This window comes from Virgibacillus doumboii (assembly GCF_902806455.1).
Classification (GTDB): Bacteria; Bacillota; Bacilli; order Bacillales; family Amphibacillaceae; genus Lentibacillus; species Lentibacillus doumboii.
This window is the reverse complement of sequence record NZ_CADCWQ010000003.1, coordinates 14,602-32,730: the sequence shown is the minus strand read 5'-3', so window position 1 is coordinate 32,730 and position 18,129 is coordinate 14,602. Positions and strand designations below refer to the sequence as shown.

The following is an 18,129-nucleotide window of genomic DNA, read 5'->3' as shown; positions in this document are numbered from 1 at the left end:
CTTATATTTTATTGATTGAAACATTAGGAAATAAGTTTGGTTGTAATAGTTTAGCAATTTGTAAATTAAATTGGTTTCTATTTCTGCCTCTACTATCGTCTAATTTTATGTTAGTAAGTTCAGCGGGTAAATCTGGGTCATTAAAAGGATCATTAGTACTTCTTGTTATATTAAAGTGAATTGCACCCGTATCCGGATACAATGGTCGGTTATTTTTATCTGGGTGTATTCCATAGTTGTTCAACAGTTCCTGAAAAGCAGTTTGTTTAAAGTCTAGTCTGAATATGGGCTCATCAATAGCATTTAGAAAAATTCTAATTTGGTGGTTTTGACCTCTATAAGAACTTAACCCTCTTACTTGAGGGTGTCCAAAATTAATAAATTGAACAGGGATACCTAATTTCTCTTGGAATAGTCTTAGTACCTCGAGAGGGACATGCCATCTCTTCCAATTAGGTTCCAATTGTACTCTTTGATCATTGCCTCCGCGATAGGAAGAAACTTCACTTGGTGGCAATCCACATGCATCACAAAAACCTTGGATAAATGATAATACATTGTTCCTGGAAATATTGTTATCAAAAAGGTACTGAGGGATGTGGTTGATAGTGTCTCTTGTAATCTGTGTTGAATCGAATAATCTTCCTAAAATACCAGATGTTGTTGAAATGTTATCAGTTTCTAACCTCATCTGTTTCATTTCCCAGCTTGTATTTGAACTTCTTCTACCACCCGTTCTCGGCATCCTTAATGTAACCTGTGTTCCTAGCAAACGTTCTACCACATTTGCAAGTTGGACAAATTCCTGATGTACACTAACCTGAATTGGTTCATTATGTATTGATGTCATTTGAGGTACGCTGATGTTGTCAGATCTTAAAGCTTCAACACTTGGCCTTCTGAATTTTATTTTAAGGACTATTCTGCCTTCATGGCCAGTATCATTAAACAAGAGATCACCTTTGCCATAAAGCATTCCTAGTAAGTACGCCTCATCAGCTCTAAAGTTATTTGGGATTGACATCTTCTCATCCTTTCGAAAATTATTAATCAATTTATCCATATATTGGTTAGTAATATCCTATCATAAAAAACGTAAGTTGCAAAAAAGAGTTGTGTTAGCAAATGAAGTATAGGTGGCTTACAGGGTTCGACTGAAAGAGGCATAGGAAAGGTTCATCTGAATTATTTGAGTATTGCGGACGATTTTTACCAGTTGTGCGGTTCTTCTTACCACACTTTGCGGAGGAATGTACCAGCGTTTGCGGATGAGTTTACCAGTGATGAAGAAAGACATAGCACCCACCATTGCCAAATGAAAACATGCTGTAGTGTTTAGCAACATTCCCACCACCCTTGACCTTGTTTGTGTCCGTGGTAGTGGTTTTGATGGCGAATGACAGAAATAAAGCCTTGAGGCTCATTCGCATCAATAGCGTACCACGGACAATCACTTCTAAGTTCCGCTGGTGGGGCCCCGACCCCATAGCCATCAAGTTAAGCACATCACTTGGGCATAACCCATATTTTTCCTATCATTTCTCCCAAAAGATAGAACACACTTTTGGGAGGTTTTTTCATGTCTGCTAAAGTAAACGCAAGTAACGAGTTAGAGTTTTTTGCTCAAGAAATAGAACGTAAACTTTCCAGCGAAAAAATTCGTCAGTCGGCAAAAGAAGTAGATTTTATGCAAAGAAATACAAAATTGAAACCGGAATATTTTTATCAGCTATGTTCTTTTTTGGGTGAATCTTTTGGGAATAAAACTCTGAATGAACTTTGTGCACAACTTTGCTCATTTTTTGATTTGGAGATTTCAACGGAAGGATTAAATCAACGCTTCAATACGGAGGCAGTAGAATTCATGAGACGGATTTTTAAATCTTTATGGTTAAATCAGGTGTCCGGTTCTCAATCTATTGTGGAAAGACATCTGTTTAACAGAATTCGAATTTTGGATTCCTCCTCATTTGATCTTCCTTCTGATTATACGGGATATGAAGGGCCAAATGGTACGGGGGTTAAGGTTCAACTCGAGTATGAATTATACGAAGGAGTGTTCCGTCACCTTCATATACAAAACGGAAAAGAAAGTGACATTAGCTATGCCAAAACCATTCAGGATGATATTCAACCGGACGATTTATGTCTGCGTGACTTAGGCTATTTCTCACAGGAAAATTTATCAATGATTGCCAAAAAAGGTGCTTTCTTTGTTTCTAGAATAAGAAACGATACGAATCTTTACCAACAAAATGATGATGGACAATGGGAAAAGGTAAATGTAAACAAGGTCACGGAATCGTTACAACCAGGGGAAGTAACCGAGTTGACCCAGGTGCGGATAGGAGCAGAAGCTAAGAAGCCACTCATTGCACGAATCGTTGTTACAAAACTGACTGAAGAACAAAAAGAAAAGCGGAAGGAGCACTTAGGTCAAAAAAAGAAGAAAAGAAAAAGCACCCTTTCCGCTCAGAGAAATATCTCTGTGAATATATTTGCCACCAATATACCACAGGGAATGGTAAAAAAGGAAGAAATGTACTCACTGTACTCTTTGAGATGGCAAATAGAAATTCTTTTTAAGACATGGAAATCATTATTCAAGATACAAGAGGTAAAGAAAATGAAAAAGGAACGCTTTGAATGCCATTTATACGGCACATTCATCCAACTACTCTTGTGCTCATCCGTTGCCTTTCAGTGTCGAAGAATGCTCTATCAGCAGTATCAGATGGAGGTAAGTGAATACAAATCTATTGATATCGCAAAAGAAAGTCTGACCGTTTCGCAAACGGTAATCAGCGAGGGTGAAAATCTTGTCAAGGTGCTCAAAAGAATATACAAAAGCATATCTATAAACGGAAGGAAGTGTCATAAACAACAGAAGAAAACCGTGTTTGACATTCTTCATATTGCCTATAAACAAAGTGTATCTTCTGTAGCATAAGATCGTGAAACTGAATATCCGTATATTTTAAAAGGTCCTTTTTGTAGGGCTTAGTTTGTCATGTCTTATTTTAGAACACACGAAGAAATAGGTACGGAAAACTAACAAAAAGATAGGCTTTATAAAGCATCGTTTTTGTTAGCTTGATGGCTATGGGCCCCGACCCCTTCCGGCGATCACTAAGAAGTGGCACGGCGGTCAAGGGCAAGCAGCTAAAGCTGTGGTTAAGATAGTGTTTTATTTAAGTGAGTGGATTAACTGGTTCATTCTCTTGTCACAAATGGATCAAAAAAGTTGCACAACTTTGTCAATCCGATGGCTGTGATCACCGGAATTGAGAGGGATTTAATGGTAAACAGTTCCGCAAAGTATGGTAAACTTCTCCGCAAACAATGGTAAAAAGAACTGCAAAGGTGGTACAAATTGAATGCAATAATCACTTGCTCCGTGCAAACAGTACTTTGGTCCATTAATTTAAATTGCGAAATCATTCGATAAACTGCAGCCTGGTTACCGCTGCGTGATGTTACGTGGATATAGCCTTTTTCCTGCAGTTCATCTCGTGCCCGTTTAAACGAAGTTCCTTTGATTCCTGACTGTAACTCAATGACGGAGGCGGCGACTGAAAAAGTCTCCTGCCATCCGCATAAATTATTGAAATGCATTAATGTGTTCCAAAGGGCAACAGCCGATCCGGAAAGTGGATTAAAGATGATTTGCTGATAAAATGCGTTCAATTCTTTTAAATAGTTCATGTGGGTTCGCTCCTTGTGAAGATGATATTTTATTTTGTTGAGGATATTTCCAAATGGATAGTTTTGCGGAATTGGGGACTTTTCAATTTTTTCTTTACTTGTTTCCCCCAGCTTTTTACCGCATCAACGGTTGTATTTTCTGTGATGGCAATGTCCTTATAGGGCATGTCCTCGATAATATGATAATACACCCATTTCCATTGATTTTCGGTCAGGTGTGTTTTTATTTGTTTCCAAAAGTCAGGATCATTGATTGGGAAGTTGTACGTATGGACCAGTGGGATGGTCGCTTTGGATTGTTCGGAATGATGGTTGCCGTCGGAGGCTTGTATTAGCTGCTCGTGAATGGCTTTTCGCTGCATTTCGGTATGCTTATTTTCTTTCCGCATGCGGTCAATCAGTCGGTTCCTGATTGTATAGTTGAAGTATGTTGCCATGGGGCCTTTGTCGGGCTGATAGGTTTCATAGGCATTCCAGAGTGCGACTAGGCCTTCCTGAAAGTATTCCTTGTGCGGATCGCGGATGTTCATTTTTTTGATTTGATAATGAATCCGCCGCTCGTTTTGTTCGAGGATTTCTTCAACAGATATTTTGTTGTCCATGTGATTGCTCCTTTATGGGGTAGTAGTAGGAAATAAACTCTGCGGATCCTGAGATGATGGTAAGGAAGATTGTGAATCGGATAATTGTCGAGGATGTAGTTGAAAGAAAAACTGGGATTATTGTTTGTCAGAAGAGTTGTATTCTTGTTGAATATCTTTAAGTATTTGATTTACATCTAACTCCAGTGCTACGGCAAGTTTAATAAAAGTAGACGTATATGGATTTATTTTCCCCCTTTCAAATCTGTCAATATTTTTTTCATCTAGGCCGGACTCATCCGCCAACCTTCGTTGTGTCCATTTTAATTCTTTTCTTCGTTTTACAATGTGTTTCCCAATTAGCTTTTTAATAACGACTATATCCAATATCTCTCTTCCTTTATAACAGAAACGTATAATTCGGTTTCTGTCTGCAAAAGTCCACTTGGGCATTCGTCACGAAGAATTGGCGAATACCAAGTTTTCTAAAACCTACTATCCTGTCAGACTAATGAGAATACCACGTCCAGGTAGACCCTTTTGGAAGAAAATTTGGTTTTTTGAAAAATGACAGGCGTTTGATGCTTACTGTTTTTTCTACCGAAGGGGTTCTGACTGATGAGGAATGGTAAAATAAACCTCTCTAGATAAAATTTATTATAATTATTGACAATTATATGAATTCTGTTACAATGATAAAAAGTTTATAAAAACAAACTAAGTTTATTATAATAAACAAGAAAGGGGTTAAGAGTGGTAAAGAAAAAGTATTGGGTTCCAGCATTGGAAAAAGCGAATCTAATAATTGAACAAATCGCTAATCATCCAAAACAACTCAGGTTAATAGATTTATCAAACAAGCTTGGAATTAATAAAAGCTCAATGTATTCACTGTTACATACATTAGAAACTCTTGGGTGGATTAATAAAGAAAAAAGTGAAACATATGCATTGGGATCTGTATTAGGATTTATGGGATCAACGTACTTAAATCAATTTAATATTTTGGAAGCGTTCTCAAAGGAAGCGAAAGAAACAATAAAAATTATTGATGAACATATTCAATTAGGAAAACTTATTGGTGGTGAGGTGTTTTATATAGGAAGAGAGGAAGGTAGTTCACCTGTAAAGCTTGTTACAGATCCGGGAACGCGTTTTCCAGCTTATGCTTCAGCAATTGGAAAGATTCAGCTAATAGATTTTAGTTACGAAGAGTTAAAATCCAAATTTTCCGAAATTAACTTTGTAAAAAAGACTGAACGTACCGTAGAAAATATTGATAATTTATGGAAGCAAATTTTAAAGGCGAAAAAGGTCGGATACGCTATTGAAGAACAGGAAGGTGCAGAGGGATTTTATTGTGTAGCAGCACCTATATACGATTATAGTAACCAAATTGTTTATGGAATTAGCTGTACGATGACGGAATCTAGTTGGACTAGAAAAAAAGAAAAAGCAACAGTTGAAATTACTGATCTAGCAAATAAGCTATCCAAAATCAGCGGACACATAAAGAATACTTAAATTTTTGAACAATAACTTGCTTTTTTATAAGCATTAAATTTATTAATAAATAAGAGAGGGGAAATTTTCATGAAGAAGGTATTTGGGCTATTTTTAATTATATTACTTACATTTGTAAGCGCTTGTAGTTCCGGGGATTCGGCATCAAGTGCTGAGAATGAAAGCAGTCTTGCTGGGAGTACTATTGAACTAATTGTACCACATGCTGCAGGTGGGGGTACTGACGCGGTTGCCAGGTCAATTGCTAAAATAGCAGAAAAGGAATTGGATGCATCCATTGGTGTTGTAAATAAACCAGGCGGTGGCGGAGCTGTCGGAATGGCTGAAGGCGCTGCCGCTAAGCCAGATGGTCTTACGTTGACATTTGCAACAGTGGAGTTAAGTTTTCTATCTCATTTAGGGTTAGCTGATTTCACATATGAAGATTTTGATCCGGTTGCTCAGTTGAACTTTGATCCGTCGGCAATAACTGTTCCCGCTGATGCTCCATATGATACGGTTCAGGAATTCGTTGACTATGCAAAAGAGCATCCTGGAGAAATTCGTGTGGGTGGTTCTGGATTTGGAGCTATTTGGCATCTGTCAGCTGAAGCTTTTGCAGATGCAAATGAAATTGATATTGAATTTGTACCATTTGATGGTGCAGCTCCATCAATCACTTCTCTGTTAGGTGGTCACATCGAAGCTGTAACAGTTAGCCCGGGAGAAGTAATGACTCAGGTTGAAGCAGGTAAATTAAAAACATTAGCTGTTATGTCTGATAAACGTTCAGAAGCTCTTCCTGATGTTCCAACGCTAGAGGAAGCTGGTGTTGAAACTGTAAATGTTGGGGCATGGCGAGGTGTTGTTGCACCCAAAGGTACACCTGAAGATGTTGTGAAAGAACTCGAAGAAGCATTCTTAAAAGCAGCAGAATCAGATAAATTTAAAGAATTTATGAAAAACAATGGACTTGGTATTGTAACCAAGGGAAGTGAGGATTTTGGGAAGCAGATGGAAGACAGCAGTAAATTATTTAAACCACTTATAGAGAAACTAGATATCGCGAAATAACACTTTAAAGCTGGAATTGCTCTGTACGCTCATAATAATGCGTATAGAGTAGTTCCATATTATTTACTATAAAAATCTTGGATAAGGAGCATTTATGCATGAAACCGAAAGTTTATATTAATAAACCAATTCCTCAAGAAGTCGAGGAATACATTGCAGGACATTGTGATTATCGAAAAAGTAAAGAAGGAGAAAAATTATCAAAGGAGCAATTTCATGATGAAATAAAAGACGTTGAAGGCATTTTAACTGCAGGGGGAAGTGTCGATCAAGAATTTCTGCAAGCAGCTTCTAATCTAAAAGTTGTTAGCAACATGTCAGTTGGATACAACAATTTTAATTTGGAAGAAATGAAGAAAAGAAATGTAATCGGAACAAATACCCCTTATGTGTTAGATAATGCTGTGGCAGATTTAGCATTTGGATTGATGATCGCTACTGCCAGAAAAATTCCCGAGTTAAACAATTATGTGAAAAATGGGGGTTGGAAAGGTGGAGATGATACTCCGTTGTTTGGATTAAACGTTCATAGTACCACACTCGGAATTATTGGTATGGGTAGAATTGGACAGGTAGTAGCACGCCGAGCAATTGCAGGTTTTAATATGGATGTTCTATACCATAATCGGAAACAAAATTTAGAATTGGAAGATGAAATAGGGGTTACATATAAAAATTTGGAAGGTTTACTCAAAGAATCTGATTTTGTATTGCTTCTACTACCATTAAATGAACAAACAAAACACTACTTTACATTTGAACACTTTAAATTGATGAAAAAAACAGGAATATTTATCAATATTTCCAGGGGGCAAACTGTTAACGAGAATGCACTGGTACAAGCGCTTTGGGAAAGGGAAATTGCAGCAGCTGGATTAGATGTTTTTGATCAAGAACCTACTTCTCCAGACAATCCTTTATTAAGTATGGATAATGTTGTGGCTTTACCTCACATCGGAACAGCCACCCATAAAACAAGGGCGGATATCGCAATGCTTGCTGCAAAAAATCTGGTTGATGTATTGATTAATGATGGAAAGTCAGCGTATATCGTACCAGAATTGAGGTAGTATGTTATAGCATATTACCTATGTGGATTTATCTATTTAAAGAGAGGTGGATACTGTGAAACCACAAAATATTTTAATTAGTATATTAACTATAATATTTGGAGGTATAACTTATTATTATACTCTAAGTTTTCCAGACGTACCTGGATCAATAACCGGGCCAGCATTTATGCCCAGAATTTATGCGGTTTTGCTTATAGCCCTTGGTATAATTTTATTTTGTAAAAGTGTATTTATTAGTAATGAAGAGCCTAATCCGAATTCAAAAAAGGTTTTATTATTTATATTGTTGTTTATTATTTATGCAGTATTAATTCCAATTCTAGGATTCTATTTAAGCTCGATTTTGTTTTTAGTTATGCTCCTTTGGATGAATCACGTTAAAAAAGTAATTTATTTGGTCTCAGTACCAGCAGGGGTTGCATTTTTTTTATTTGTATTTTTTCAACAACTACTTAATGTTCCTTTACCAACAGGGTTTTTACTTTAGAAAGGTGGCTGAATATGGAACTATTTACACAAGCAATTGGAAATTTTTTTAGTATAAGCCCTATTTTAACAGTTATATTAGGTTGTATTATAGGGGTTTCAATTGGTGCACTTCCCGGCTTAACTGCAACAATGGGGGTTGCTCTAATATTACCAATTACATTTGGAATGGAACCACTACCCGGAATTTTAATGCTAATAGGAGTTTATTTTGGTGGTATTTATGGAGGCTCTATTGCAGCTATTTTACTTAGAACACCCGGTACACCTTCTTCAGCAGCTACTGCTATTGCCGGGTATGAAATGACAAAAAGAGGGTTGGCGTATAAAGCTCTTACAGCTGCAACACTTTCTTCTGGGATAGCAGGTATATTAAGTGTTATTCTTTTAATTTTCGTAGCCCCCCAATTATCAAAATTTGCTTTGAATTTTAGTGCTCAGGAAACATTTGCACTGGCTTTATTTGGCTTAGCAGTTATAACTAGTGTTGCAGGAAAATCTTTAGTTAAAGGATTAATAGTCGGGTTTATTGGTCTTATAATTGCTACCATAGGTACGGACCCAATCAATGGTTTTCCACGGTTTACTTTTGATAACTATAATTTAACAGGTGGAATAGATTTCATTCCTGTAATGATTGGTTTGTTCGCTGCCGCTCAAGCATTTCAATCATTGGAAGAAGCCGTTTCAAAAGGTTATGTGATTAAAAAGGTAGAAAAAATAAAATTAAAATGGGTTGAATTTAAAGCGATTATTGGTACAATATTGCGCTCTGCTGGTATTGGTGCATTTATTGGAATGATACCCGGCGCTGGCGGGGACATTGGTGCTTTCGTTGCTTATAATGTTACCTCAAATGTCACTAAACATAAAAAAGAGTTTAAAGAAGGGAATCTGGAAGGGGTTGTATCTCCTGAAGCTGCAAACAATGGATCAACAGGTGGTGCAATGATTCCGTTGCTTACATTAGGAATTCCTGGTGATGCGGTTACAGCCGTTATGTTGGGAGCTTTAATGGTTCAAGGTTTGCAGCCGGGGCCACAGTTATTCCAACAAAATGGTGAAATGGTTTATTCCTTATTTATTGGAATGATCCTAGCTAATTTAACTATTATTCTATTAGGTTTAGTAGGTGTGCGCCTATTTATTAAAGTATTAAACATCCCAAAAACGATATTAATGCCAGTTATTTTGGTATTATGTGCTATTGGTTCTTACTCAATCAATAATAATATGTTTGATGTTTATGTAATGCTTGTTTCAGGGATTATTGGTTATTTTATGTTGAAATATGGATTTTCTGCTTCCCCGGTAATTTTAGCGTTGATTTTGGGCCCGATGATGGAATCAAACTTAAGAAGAACATTGGCATTAACGGATGGTAATTTTTTCTCGGTATTCACAAGACCTATTTCTGGAACGTTAATAGTCTTAGCAATTATTACATTATTAATGCCGTTGATTCTGAAGTTATTTAACAGAAAATCAAATGTTGAAGAGAAACTGTAAAGTATACAAAAAAAGGAGGATACTGTTTTGCGGTTAAAAAATATGGTGACTGTTATAACTGGTTCCGGGTCCGGAATCGGAAGAGAAACAGCTTTATTATTTGCGAAAGAGGGAGCTGTCGTTATACTTGTCGATATTGATGAAAATAATGGTAAGGAAACAATGAATAAAATTAAAGAACAAAATGGAGAAGCAGGTTTTTACCAGGTAGATATAACACAGGAAGCAGAAGTGCAAAAATTTGTAAATTTAGTAATAAAAAAATATAGGAAGATAGATGTCTTGTTTAATAATGCTGGTATCAGTAGTGTCGGTAGAATGGATAATATTGCGTGTGATACATGGAATCAGGTTATGAACGTTAATGTAAACGGTGTATATTTGATGTCGAAGTATGCTGTTAAACATATGATGAATGAGAAAAAAGGCTCCATCATTAATATGTCATCGTCTATTGCACAAATGGGTGTAGCTGAACGAACAGCATATGCTGCAACAAAGGGTGCCGTTTTGTCAATGACCAAAGCCATGCAGGTCGACTATGCGAAGTATAACATCCGTGTGAATGCATTGATGCCGGGGACTATCTATACCCCGTTTGTTGAAAAATATATTGCCAACTCAGAAAATCCAGATGCAATAGTTGAATCCATTAAAAAAAGGCAGCTTACTAAAAAGCTTGGTAAACCGATTGATATAGCCTATGCGGCGTTGTACCTTGCTTCAGATGAGTCGACCTTTATGATGGGAAGTTCTTTTATAATTGACGGCGGTTTGGCCAACGGGAAATAAGAAATTCGGAAGGATCACATGTCCTAGGCATGTGATTTTTTAAAAAGTAACAAGATAATATACGTTTTACGTGTAGAATTGTAAAACATATGGAGAAATTATAAATTATTTGACAATGACTATGCATATGATAAACTGTAAATAGTTTATTAAATAAAACTTAGTTTATTATAATGAACTAAGAGGTGCTGTTATTTAAAGGCTACATAGTAAACAATTATTTTTTATTATCATTGGAAGCGTTGTCAAAGTATTGACAGTGTTTTGAAATAATTTTATTTAAGGGGTGGAAATATGAAATTACTGTCATTTCAATTGAACGACAGGGAATGTAAAATTGGTATTCAGGAAGAAGCAAGTGTTTACGATTTAGTGAAGCTAGTGGATTTATTCAATGAGGTAAACGGCCAAAATGTTTCATTGGCAAATGATCTGGATGAGTTGATTAAAAATAATGCCGAAACAATGCCAATGGTCAACAAGGTGTGGACATGGACAAAAGAAAACAAAGGGAAAGTATTTGAAGCAGTTTATAGTTATGAAGATGTTAAAGTGCTAAGCCCGATATCCCGTCCTGGAAAAGTGGTTTGTGTAGGAAATAACTATATGGATCATTGTATTGAACAGAATGTGGAGCCACCAAAACAACCGATGATTTTTTCAAAATGGGCTTCTTGTCTAACAGCCCCAGGTGAAGTGATTGAATTACCTGAAGAATCCGAACAGGTGGACTATGAAGCGGAGCTTGCTGTTGTCATAGGAAAGAAAGGTAAGAACATACCAGAAGAAGATGCAATGGATTATGTCTTCGGTTATACAATCATTAATGATGTGAGTGCAAGGGATGTACAATTTGCAGATGTACAATGGGTGAGAGGAAAATCATACGATACTTTTGCACCACTAGGTCCTGTTATTGTTACAAAAGATGACATTAAAGATCCGCATCATTTGGATATTAAGCTAGACTTGAATGAGGAAACATTACAGGATTCAAATACCAAAAACTTAATTTTTAACATTCCATACATCATTTCATATCTGTCAAAAGGCTTTACATTTGAACCAGGTGATATTGTTGCAACCGGAACACCACATGGGGTTGGCGTATTCCGTAATCCGCAAGTGTTTTTGAAGTCCGGTGATACATGCAAAATTGAGATAGAGAAAATTGGCGTATTGGAAAATCCAGTTCGATAACAACAAGGGGGAAATACAAATGAAGGTATTATCTTGGAACGGACCAAAGCAAATGGATATAGAAGAAAGACCTATACCTAAACTGGCAAAGGATGAAGTATTAGTAAAAGTAGACGTTGCTGGTATTTGCGGCTCTGAAATCGAGGGGTTTTTAGGCCATAATAGCCTGCGTGTTCCACCGCTTATAATGGGACATGAGTTTAGTGGACATCTGGAAAGTCTGGGTGAAGAAGTTAATGGTGTTACCAAAGGTACAAAAGTTGTTGTAAATCCATTATTAACTTGTGGTAACTGCAAACAATGTATCCGGGGCAACGAAACACAATGTGAAAACAGACAAATTATTGGTATTCACCGTTCAGGTGCGTTTGCGGAATATGTTGCTGTTCCTGCAAGTGCTGTTGTTGAAGTTCCAGAAAGAGTTGATTCCTATGCCGCAACATTATCTGAGCCTTTAGCTTGCTGTTTTAGAGCAGTGAGAAGAGCAATGGCTGTGCATACTGTTCCAAACGTGCTGATTTTTGGTGCAGGTGCAATAGGACTATTAAGTGCTTTAGTTGCAAAGGAACTTGGTGCAAGCAAGATTATTGTTGCTGATATCAATGAAGCCCGACTGCAGACATTAAAGGAAATTGGCATTGAACATACTTTGAATAATGATAAAGACGATTTTGAATTGGAACTGGAGAAAATAACTGGTTATAAAGGGATCGACGTGTTAATTGATGCTGTAGGATTTCTACCAACGAGATCACAGGCGGCAAAAGTTATCAACCCAGGAGGAGTTATTATGAATATCGGACTGGGAGTTAATGAAACACCTCTACCAATTAATGACTTTATTCGCAACGAGATAACGGTAATGGGTTCTTTCTGTTATTCAGGACAGGATTTTCAGGATGCTGTACAGTTACTTGTAAATGGAAAGGTTACACCTGGTGGATGGACAGAAGTCCGTAGATTGGAAGATGGACAGCAATCATTCATGGATTTGATAGAAGGAAAGGTTAAAAACAGCAAGATCTTTCTTGATCTTAATAAATAACAGGAATGCTTCAGGGAGGTAAAAGAATGGGTTTAACAGGTCAGAAGATTAAAGACATACGTGCCTATGTAGTAGGTGGTGGTGGCGGTGACTATCACGACCAGGGCCAAGAACATTGGATTGTAAATCAGATTGCGACACCGATGAGCATTTATCCGGAATACAAAAAAACAAGAACCAGTTTTGGGATTAATGCATTAAAGACATTGGTAGTTGAAGTTGAATCTGACAGTGGTGAACTTGGTGTTGGAATTTCAACCGGGGGTTATCCGGCTGCATGGATTGTCATGAATCATCTGGATCGGTTTATTGTTGGACAACCAGTAGAAAATGTTGAAAAAATGTGGGATCAAATGTACCGCTCAACTATGTATTATGGCCGTAAAGGCGTTGTTATGAATGCGATTTCAGCAATTGATCTTGCATTATGGGATTTGCTTGGAAAAGTTAGACAAGAACCTGTTTATTCCATGATTGGAGGCAAAGTCCGGGATGAAATTTCTTGCTATGCAACTGGACCACGCCCAGATTTAGCCAAAGGGATGGGCTTTATCGGTGGTAAAATTCCACTTGTTTATGGTCCTGCCGATGGTGAAGAAGGATTAAGAAAAAATATTGAACAGGCTGCAGAAATGCGTGAACGGGTTGGCGATGATTTCTGGTTGATGTGGGACTGCTGGATGGCTCTTGATTTACCATACGCACAAAAATTAATGGAAAAGTCATCTGAGCTTGGCTTTAGATGGATCGAAGAATGCTTCAACCCGGATGATTACTGGGCATACCGTGACTTAAAGAAACGGGCACCAAATAACATGATGGTTACTGGCGGGGAGCATGAAGCGACACGCTATGGATTTAGAATGCTAATGGAGTTCAGTGACGTGGATATTATCCAACCGGATGTTGGCTGGTGCGGCGGATTAACCGAACTAATAAAGATCGGTAATTTGGCTGAGAGTTATGGAAAGTATGTAATTCCTCATGGCAGTGGGGTATACAGCTATCATTATGTGACTACTAAGACAAACAGTCCGTTTGCAGAATATCTCGTGATGAGTCCAAATGCTGATAAAGTTGTTCCGCAATACTATCCGCTGCTTGAGGGAGAGACAATTCCGGAAAATGGTAAAGTAAAAGTTAACGACCGTTCAGGGTTTGGGGTAAGTTTAAATAGAGAAGCAAATCTGCAAAAAGTAGATAAAGATTAATAGAATTTTAAAACATAAATATACTTCCAGGGTAAAGGTAAGCTTATCTCGGAAGTGGATGAAAGTTTCTTAGCTTTTTACAACAAGGGGGAACAGAAATATGAGTGAAGATATTCTTTTGATAGGATACTTATTTTTATCACTTATAATCATTTTAACGTTAGCAATGAAGTTTAAATTTAATGTTGCTGTGACGCTGGTTATTGCTAGTTTATTTATGGGGATTGTCTCTGGCTTAGGTTTAGTGGACACCTTAACTGGTATTTCGGAAGGCTTTGGGGGACTAATGACTGAATTGGGTATTCCAATTGGTCTCGGGGTTATTTTAGGTAAACTTATTTCCGATTCTGGTGGTGCTTACTCGATTGCAACGGCAATTTTGGATAGGACATCCGAAAAATGGGCTCTATACGCCCTAGGGCTAGCTTCATTTGTCTTGGCTATTCCAGTATTTTTTGATGTTGCCTTTATCATTCTGGTTCCGTTAGCAATTCAATTGGGAAAACAGGCAAACAAGCCATTACCATACTCTGTAGGGGCAATCATAATTGGTGCGGCTGTAGCACATACACTGGTACCGCCAACTCCAAATCCATTAGCCGCTGCAAGTATACTGGATTTTGACTTAGGCATTATGATCTTAGTAGGTACTTTAGTTGGTTTTGTAGCTACAATGCTAACGATAAAACTATATTTTATTATTCTGGATAAAGGGTTTTGGAATAAAGAGCAGGACGAGGATGAGTCGTTGGACAATACTTTTGGAAGGATAGATGTTCCATCAAATCCGCCATCAGCATTACTGGCTTTAATTCCAATTATCTTACCAAGTATCATGATTATTTTAGGTTCTGTTGGAAACGTTTTCTATGATGAAAATCCTGCTGTAATTACGTTTTTAAGTCACAGGATTATAGCTTTATTAGTCGGTACATTAGCAGCATATGTTATCGCAGCGAAGTCACTTAACAGGGAAGAAAGGGATAACTCTTCTTCAGAGGCAATGCAGGCAACAGGTATTGTATTGTTGATTACTGGTGCTGGTGGAGCTTTCGGAAAAATTATTGAAAATACCGGAATTGATCAGGCTATTGTAAACATTTTTGTAAGCGATGCCCAATCAACGTTAAGTATTATTCTAGTAGCATTTTTTATGGGTGTTATGTTCAGAACAATTACGGGTTCAGGTACTGTAGCTGGTATTACAACAATGACTATTATGGCCGGAGTAGCAACCGGCGTCGATATTCATCCGGTTTGGGTTGCTATGGCATCTCTGTCAGGTGGCTTAATGCTTGGACATGTTAATGACAGTGGATTCTGGATTTCAACCAAAATTGCCGGACTTACCGTAAAGGGTGGTTTGAAAACATATACAACAAGTGAAGCAATTGCTGGGTTTGTTGTATTATTCATTACAATTATCGGAGCATATATTTTCTAAATTATAAGTGACAGTGGAACTTTTGGAGTGCTTTTGTTATTAAACAAATTTCCTTGATTCACATATTTGTTTCTGACTATCAGTTTATAAAAACGCAATTCTAACAAAGAAATAGGTAGAAGTCATAAGACTACTATATAAACGAGGGTGTCCATATGAGTTACAAATCATCTACATCAGACGTTGTTTTAATAGGTGCTGGGATTATGAGTGCTACCTTGGGCGTATTGCTTAAGGAATTAGCACCAGATTGGAAAATTACAGTTTTCGAGCAGCTTGGAGTTGCCGGTGGTGAAAGCTCTAACGAAAAAAACAATTCAGGAACAGGACATGCCGCATTATGCGAATTGAATTATACAGTTGAACAACCTGATGGTTCCATTGATATAAACGCCGCAGTCAAAATAAATGAACGCTTTCAATTATCAAGACAGCTCTGGGCATATCTGGCAAATCGCAATTTAGTTGAGAACCCACAAAAATTTATTACTGGTTTGCCTCACATGAGTTTTGTTAAAGGAAAAGAAAATGTGGCATTTTTAAAGAAACGCGTTGAAGCGCTGTCGAACCACCCATTATTTCAAGAAATAGAGTTTTCCGGCGATCCGGATCAGTTAAAAGAATGGTTCCCGCTTATTATGAACAACCGGTCAGCGAATGAACCTGTTGCCGGAACGAAAATCAATGATGGCACAGACGTCAACTACGGGGAGTTGACGCGCACAATGTGTGATTACCTGGAAAGAGAAGGCGTTAATTTCAATTACAATCACAATGTGCTGGACATGAAGCAGACTACTGATGGAATGTGGGAATTGAAGGTACGGGATAAAAACGGTGCAATCGGAACGCATAAATCGAAATTTGTTTTTATAGGAGCCGGCGGCGGCAGCTTGCCTTTACTGCAGAAGACTGGAATTCCTGAAGGGAAACATATAGGTGGATTTCCAATCAGTGGACAATATTTGGAATGCAGTAATCCTGAGGTAATCGAACAACACTATGCAAAAGTATATGGCAAGAATCCGCCCGGTGCTCCATTAATGGTTGTTCCCCACTTAGATACGCGATTTATCGATGGTAAAAAAACGTTAATTTTTGGACCTTTTGCAGGCTTCTCGCCCAAATTCCTTAAAACAGGTTCAAATAAGGACTTATTTGCATCAATTAGGCCTGACAATGTGTTAACAATGTTAGCAGCAGGGGCTAAAAACATCCCATTAATGCAATACCTGATTCAACAATTGAGGTTAAACAAGAAAGAACGAATGAATGAATTACGAGAATACTTCCCAGATGCGAAGGGCGAAGATTGGGAGCTGAAAATAGCCGGTCAACGTGTACAAGTCATTAAAGACACGTCAGCCGGCAAGGGAACAATTCAATTTAGTGATACAGAAGTTGTTCATAGCCATGATCAATCATTGGCTGCGCTGCTTGGCGGTTCTCCAGGGGCTTCGACATCTGTTTCGGACATGATTGGATTAATAGAAACTTGCTTCCCGCAGAAACTGGATGAATGGAAACCAAAATTAAAAGAAATGATTCCATCTTATGGCGAAAAGTTATCTGATAAGCCTGAGCTTATTGCTGAAATCAAATCTTCAACAATGACAGGTCTGGAATTGGATAAATTAAAGAAATAACGGAACAAATGAAATAAGCAAAGTTTGACCGATTAAGCTGCTATAAAGCGCAAAGGAATTGAAAGGGTTAGTCCCCCACTGTGCTAAAGTGATAGCGGTGAGGGGGGCTGACCCTATTATTTCAGAAATTATAGAATAAACGTTCGCATAGTGTTATAATAAGAATAATAGATTGGCTTCGCATGAGGGGTTTGGTGGCACTGTTGCTCGTCGGTAGTCTTCGATGGGAGATTTCCCGGGGAGGGAGGTGTAGCCTGTGGACATTGTTAGTGCGCTGACGCTTATGATATCCTTCGGGATGTTAGCGATTATCGTTTCTGATATCCATAAAAAATAATCCCTCATGTACTTTAGCTGGTAAGTGAGGGATTATTTTTGCTCGCTACCGACCCCTCTTGTCGGGGTTCAGTCTATTGCGACCGTTCCATGTATCCGCATGGGCGGTCTTTATTAGTTTATGCACTTCCAATGATTCTATGTTCATTATACCACGAAATCAATGGCTGTACACATTTATCATATATATTTATTACGGAGATGGTTTATCCGGAAATTGTTTATTAATAACACTCGATATCATTAAAAATTTATTAAACGTACAACATGCTCTATTTCAGTGTAACAGGTTTTTTGTTTTTTTTACCTTGAATTGTTATGGGACTATACTGTGAACTTTCGCTTTGTTTCATATGGATCACAGGGACAGGCACCCTGGTCCACTCCACTTCCCAGCACTTCTGTTCAAACAGTCAATGGAAAGCTTACTTAACCTTTCTCATATAAAATGGTCCAAGGAACCTGTCCCCTCGGACCATAAGGTATAACTAAGAAGGGTCAGTCCCTCACTGCGCTAAAGTGTT

The 18,129-nt window shown here is 37.8% G+C and carries 16 protein-coding genes; 12 read left to right on the top strand and 4 right to left on the bottom strand.

All coding sequences use genetic code 11. From position 1 onward, the window contains the following. Nucleotide 1: 1 nt before the first annotated feature. Nucleotides 2–1,063 (bottom strand): hypothetical protein, encoded by a 1,062-nt coding sequence (locus G6R02_RS19835; RefSeq protein WP_164671173.1) that lies wholly within the window; start codon nt 1,061–1,063, stop codon nt 2–4. Between the two features lie 516 nt (nt 1,064–1,579). Between G6R02_RS19835 and G6R02_RS19830 the strand changes: the two genes are divergently transcribed. After that, a complete protein-coding gene (locus tag G6R02_RS19830; RefSeq protein WP_164671172.1) occupies nt 1,580–2,950 on the top strand; it encodes an IS4 family transposase in 1,371 nt (456 codons plus the stop codon). Between the two features lie 263 nt (nt 2,951–3,213). Here G6R02_RS19830 and G6R02_RS20195 read toward each other — a convergent pair whose 3' ends face one another. The 3 genes from G6R02_RS20195 to G6R02_RS19815 form a co-directional block, all read right to left on the bottom strand. Continuing rightward, complete coding sequence (locus tag G6R02_RS20195; RefSeq protein WP_246202687.1) at nt 3,214–3,705, bottom strand: hypothetical protein; 492 nt, start codon at nt 3,703–3,705, stop codon at nt 3,214–3,216. A gap of 29 nt (nt 3,706–3,734) precedes the next feature. After that, nucleotides 3,735–4,307, bottom strand: a complete 573-nt coding sequence (locus G6R02_RS19820; RefSeq protein WP_164671171.1) for a sigma-70 family RNA polymerase sigma factor — start codon at nt 4,305–4,307, stop codon at nt 3,735–3,737. 117 nt (nt 4,308–4,424) lie between these two features. Beyond that, nucleotides 4,425–4,673: a helix-turn-helix domain-containing protein gene (locus G6R02_RS19815; protein ID WP_164671170.1), complete on the bottom strand. Its 249-nt coding sequence runs from the start codon at nt 4,671–4,673 to the stop codon at nt 4,425–4,427. 366 nt (nt 4,674–5,039) lie between these two features. Here G6R02_RS19815 and G6R02_RS19810 point away from each other — a divergent pair, with 366 nt between their 5' ends. From G6R02_RS19810 to mqo, 11 genes are all read left to right on the top strand, one after another. After that, complete coding sequence (locus tag G6R02_RS19810) at nt 5,040–5,810, top strand: IclR family transcriptional regulator (protein ID WP_164671169.1); 771 nt, start codon at nt 5,040–5,042, stop codon at nt 5,808–5,810. A 69-nt stretch (nt 5,811–5,879) separates the two neighbouring features. Beyond that, nucleotides 5,880–6,863, top strand: coding sequence for a tripartite tricarboxylate transporter substrate binding protein (locus tag G6R02_RS19805; protein WP_164671168.1), 984 nt, complete (start codon nt 5,880–5,882; stop codon nt 6,861–6,863). 98 nt (nt 6,864–6,961) lie between these two features. Then, entirely contained in the window at nt 6,962–7,933 is a 972-nt protein-coding gene (locus G6R02_RS19800; RefSeq protein WP_164671167.1) for a 2-hydroxyacid dehydrogenase, read from the top strand. Between the two features lie 55 nt (nt 7,934–7,988). Then, a complete protein-coding gene (locus G6R02_RS19795) occupies nt 7,989–8,423 on the top strand; it encodes a tripartite tricarboxylate transporter TctB family protein (protein WP_164671166.1) in 435 nt (144 codons plus the stop codon). Between the two features lie 14 nt (nt 8,424–8,437). Continuing rightward, nucleotides 8,438–9,931 (top strand): tripartite tricarboxylate transporter permease, encoded by a 1,494-nt coding sequence (locus G6R02_RS19790; protein WP_164671165.1) that lies wholly within the window; start codon nt 8,438–8,440, stop codon nt 9,929–9,931. Nucleotides 9,932–9,958: 27 nt separating this feature from the next. Beyond that, nucleotides 9,959–10,723, top strand: a complete 765-nt coding sequence (locus tag G6R02_RS19785; protein WP_164671164.1) for an SDR family NAD(P)-dependent oxidoreductase — start codon at nt 9,959–9,961, stop codon at nt 10,721–10,723. A gap of 294 nt (nt 10,724–11,017) precedes the next feature. Next, a complete protein-coding gene (locus G6R02_RS19780) occupies nt 11,018–11,923 on the top strand; it encodes a fumarylacetoacetate hydrolase family protein (RefSeq protein ID WP_164671163.1) in 906 nt (301 codons plus the stop codon). Nucleotides 11,924–11,942: 19 nt separating this feature from the next. Next, nucleotides 11,943–12,968 carry a zinc-dependent alcohol dehydrogenase gene (locus G6R02_RS19775; protein WP_164671162.1) on the top strand — a complete coding sequence of 342 codons (1,026 nt, stop codon included), beginning with the start codon at nt 11,943–11,945 and terminating at the stop codon, nt 12,966–12,968. A gap of 26 nt (nt 12,969–12,994) precedes the next feature. Continuing rightward, a complete protein-coding gene (rhmD, locus tag G6R02_RS19770) occupies nt 12,995–14,179 on the top strand; it encodes an L-rhamnonate dehydratase (RefSeq protein WP_164671161.1) in 1,185 nt (394 codons plus the stop codon). 100 nt (nt 14,180–14,279) lie between these two features. Then, a complete protein-coding gene (locus G6R02_RS19765) occupies nt 14,280–15,623 on the top strand; it encodes a GntP family permease (protein ID WP_164671160.1) in 1,344 nt (447 codons plus the stop codon). A gap of 155 nt (nt 15,624–15,778) precedes the next feature. Next, entirely contained in the window at nt 15,779–17,269 is a 1,491-nt protein-coding gene (gene mqo / locus G6R02_RS19760; RefSeq protein ID WP_164671159.1) for a malate dehydrogenase (quinone), read from the top strand. Nucleotides 17,270–18,129: the final 860 nt, after the last annotated feature.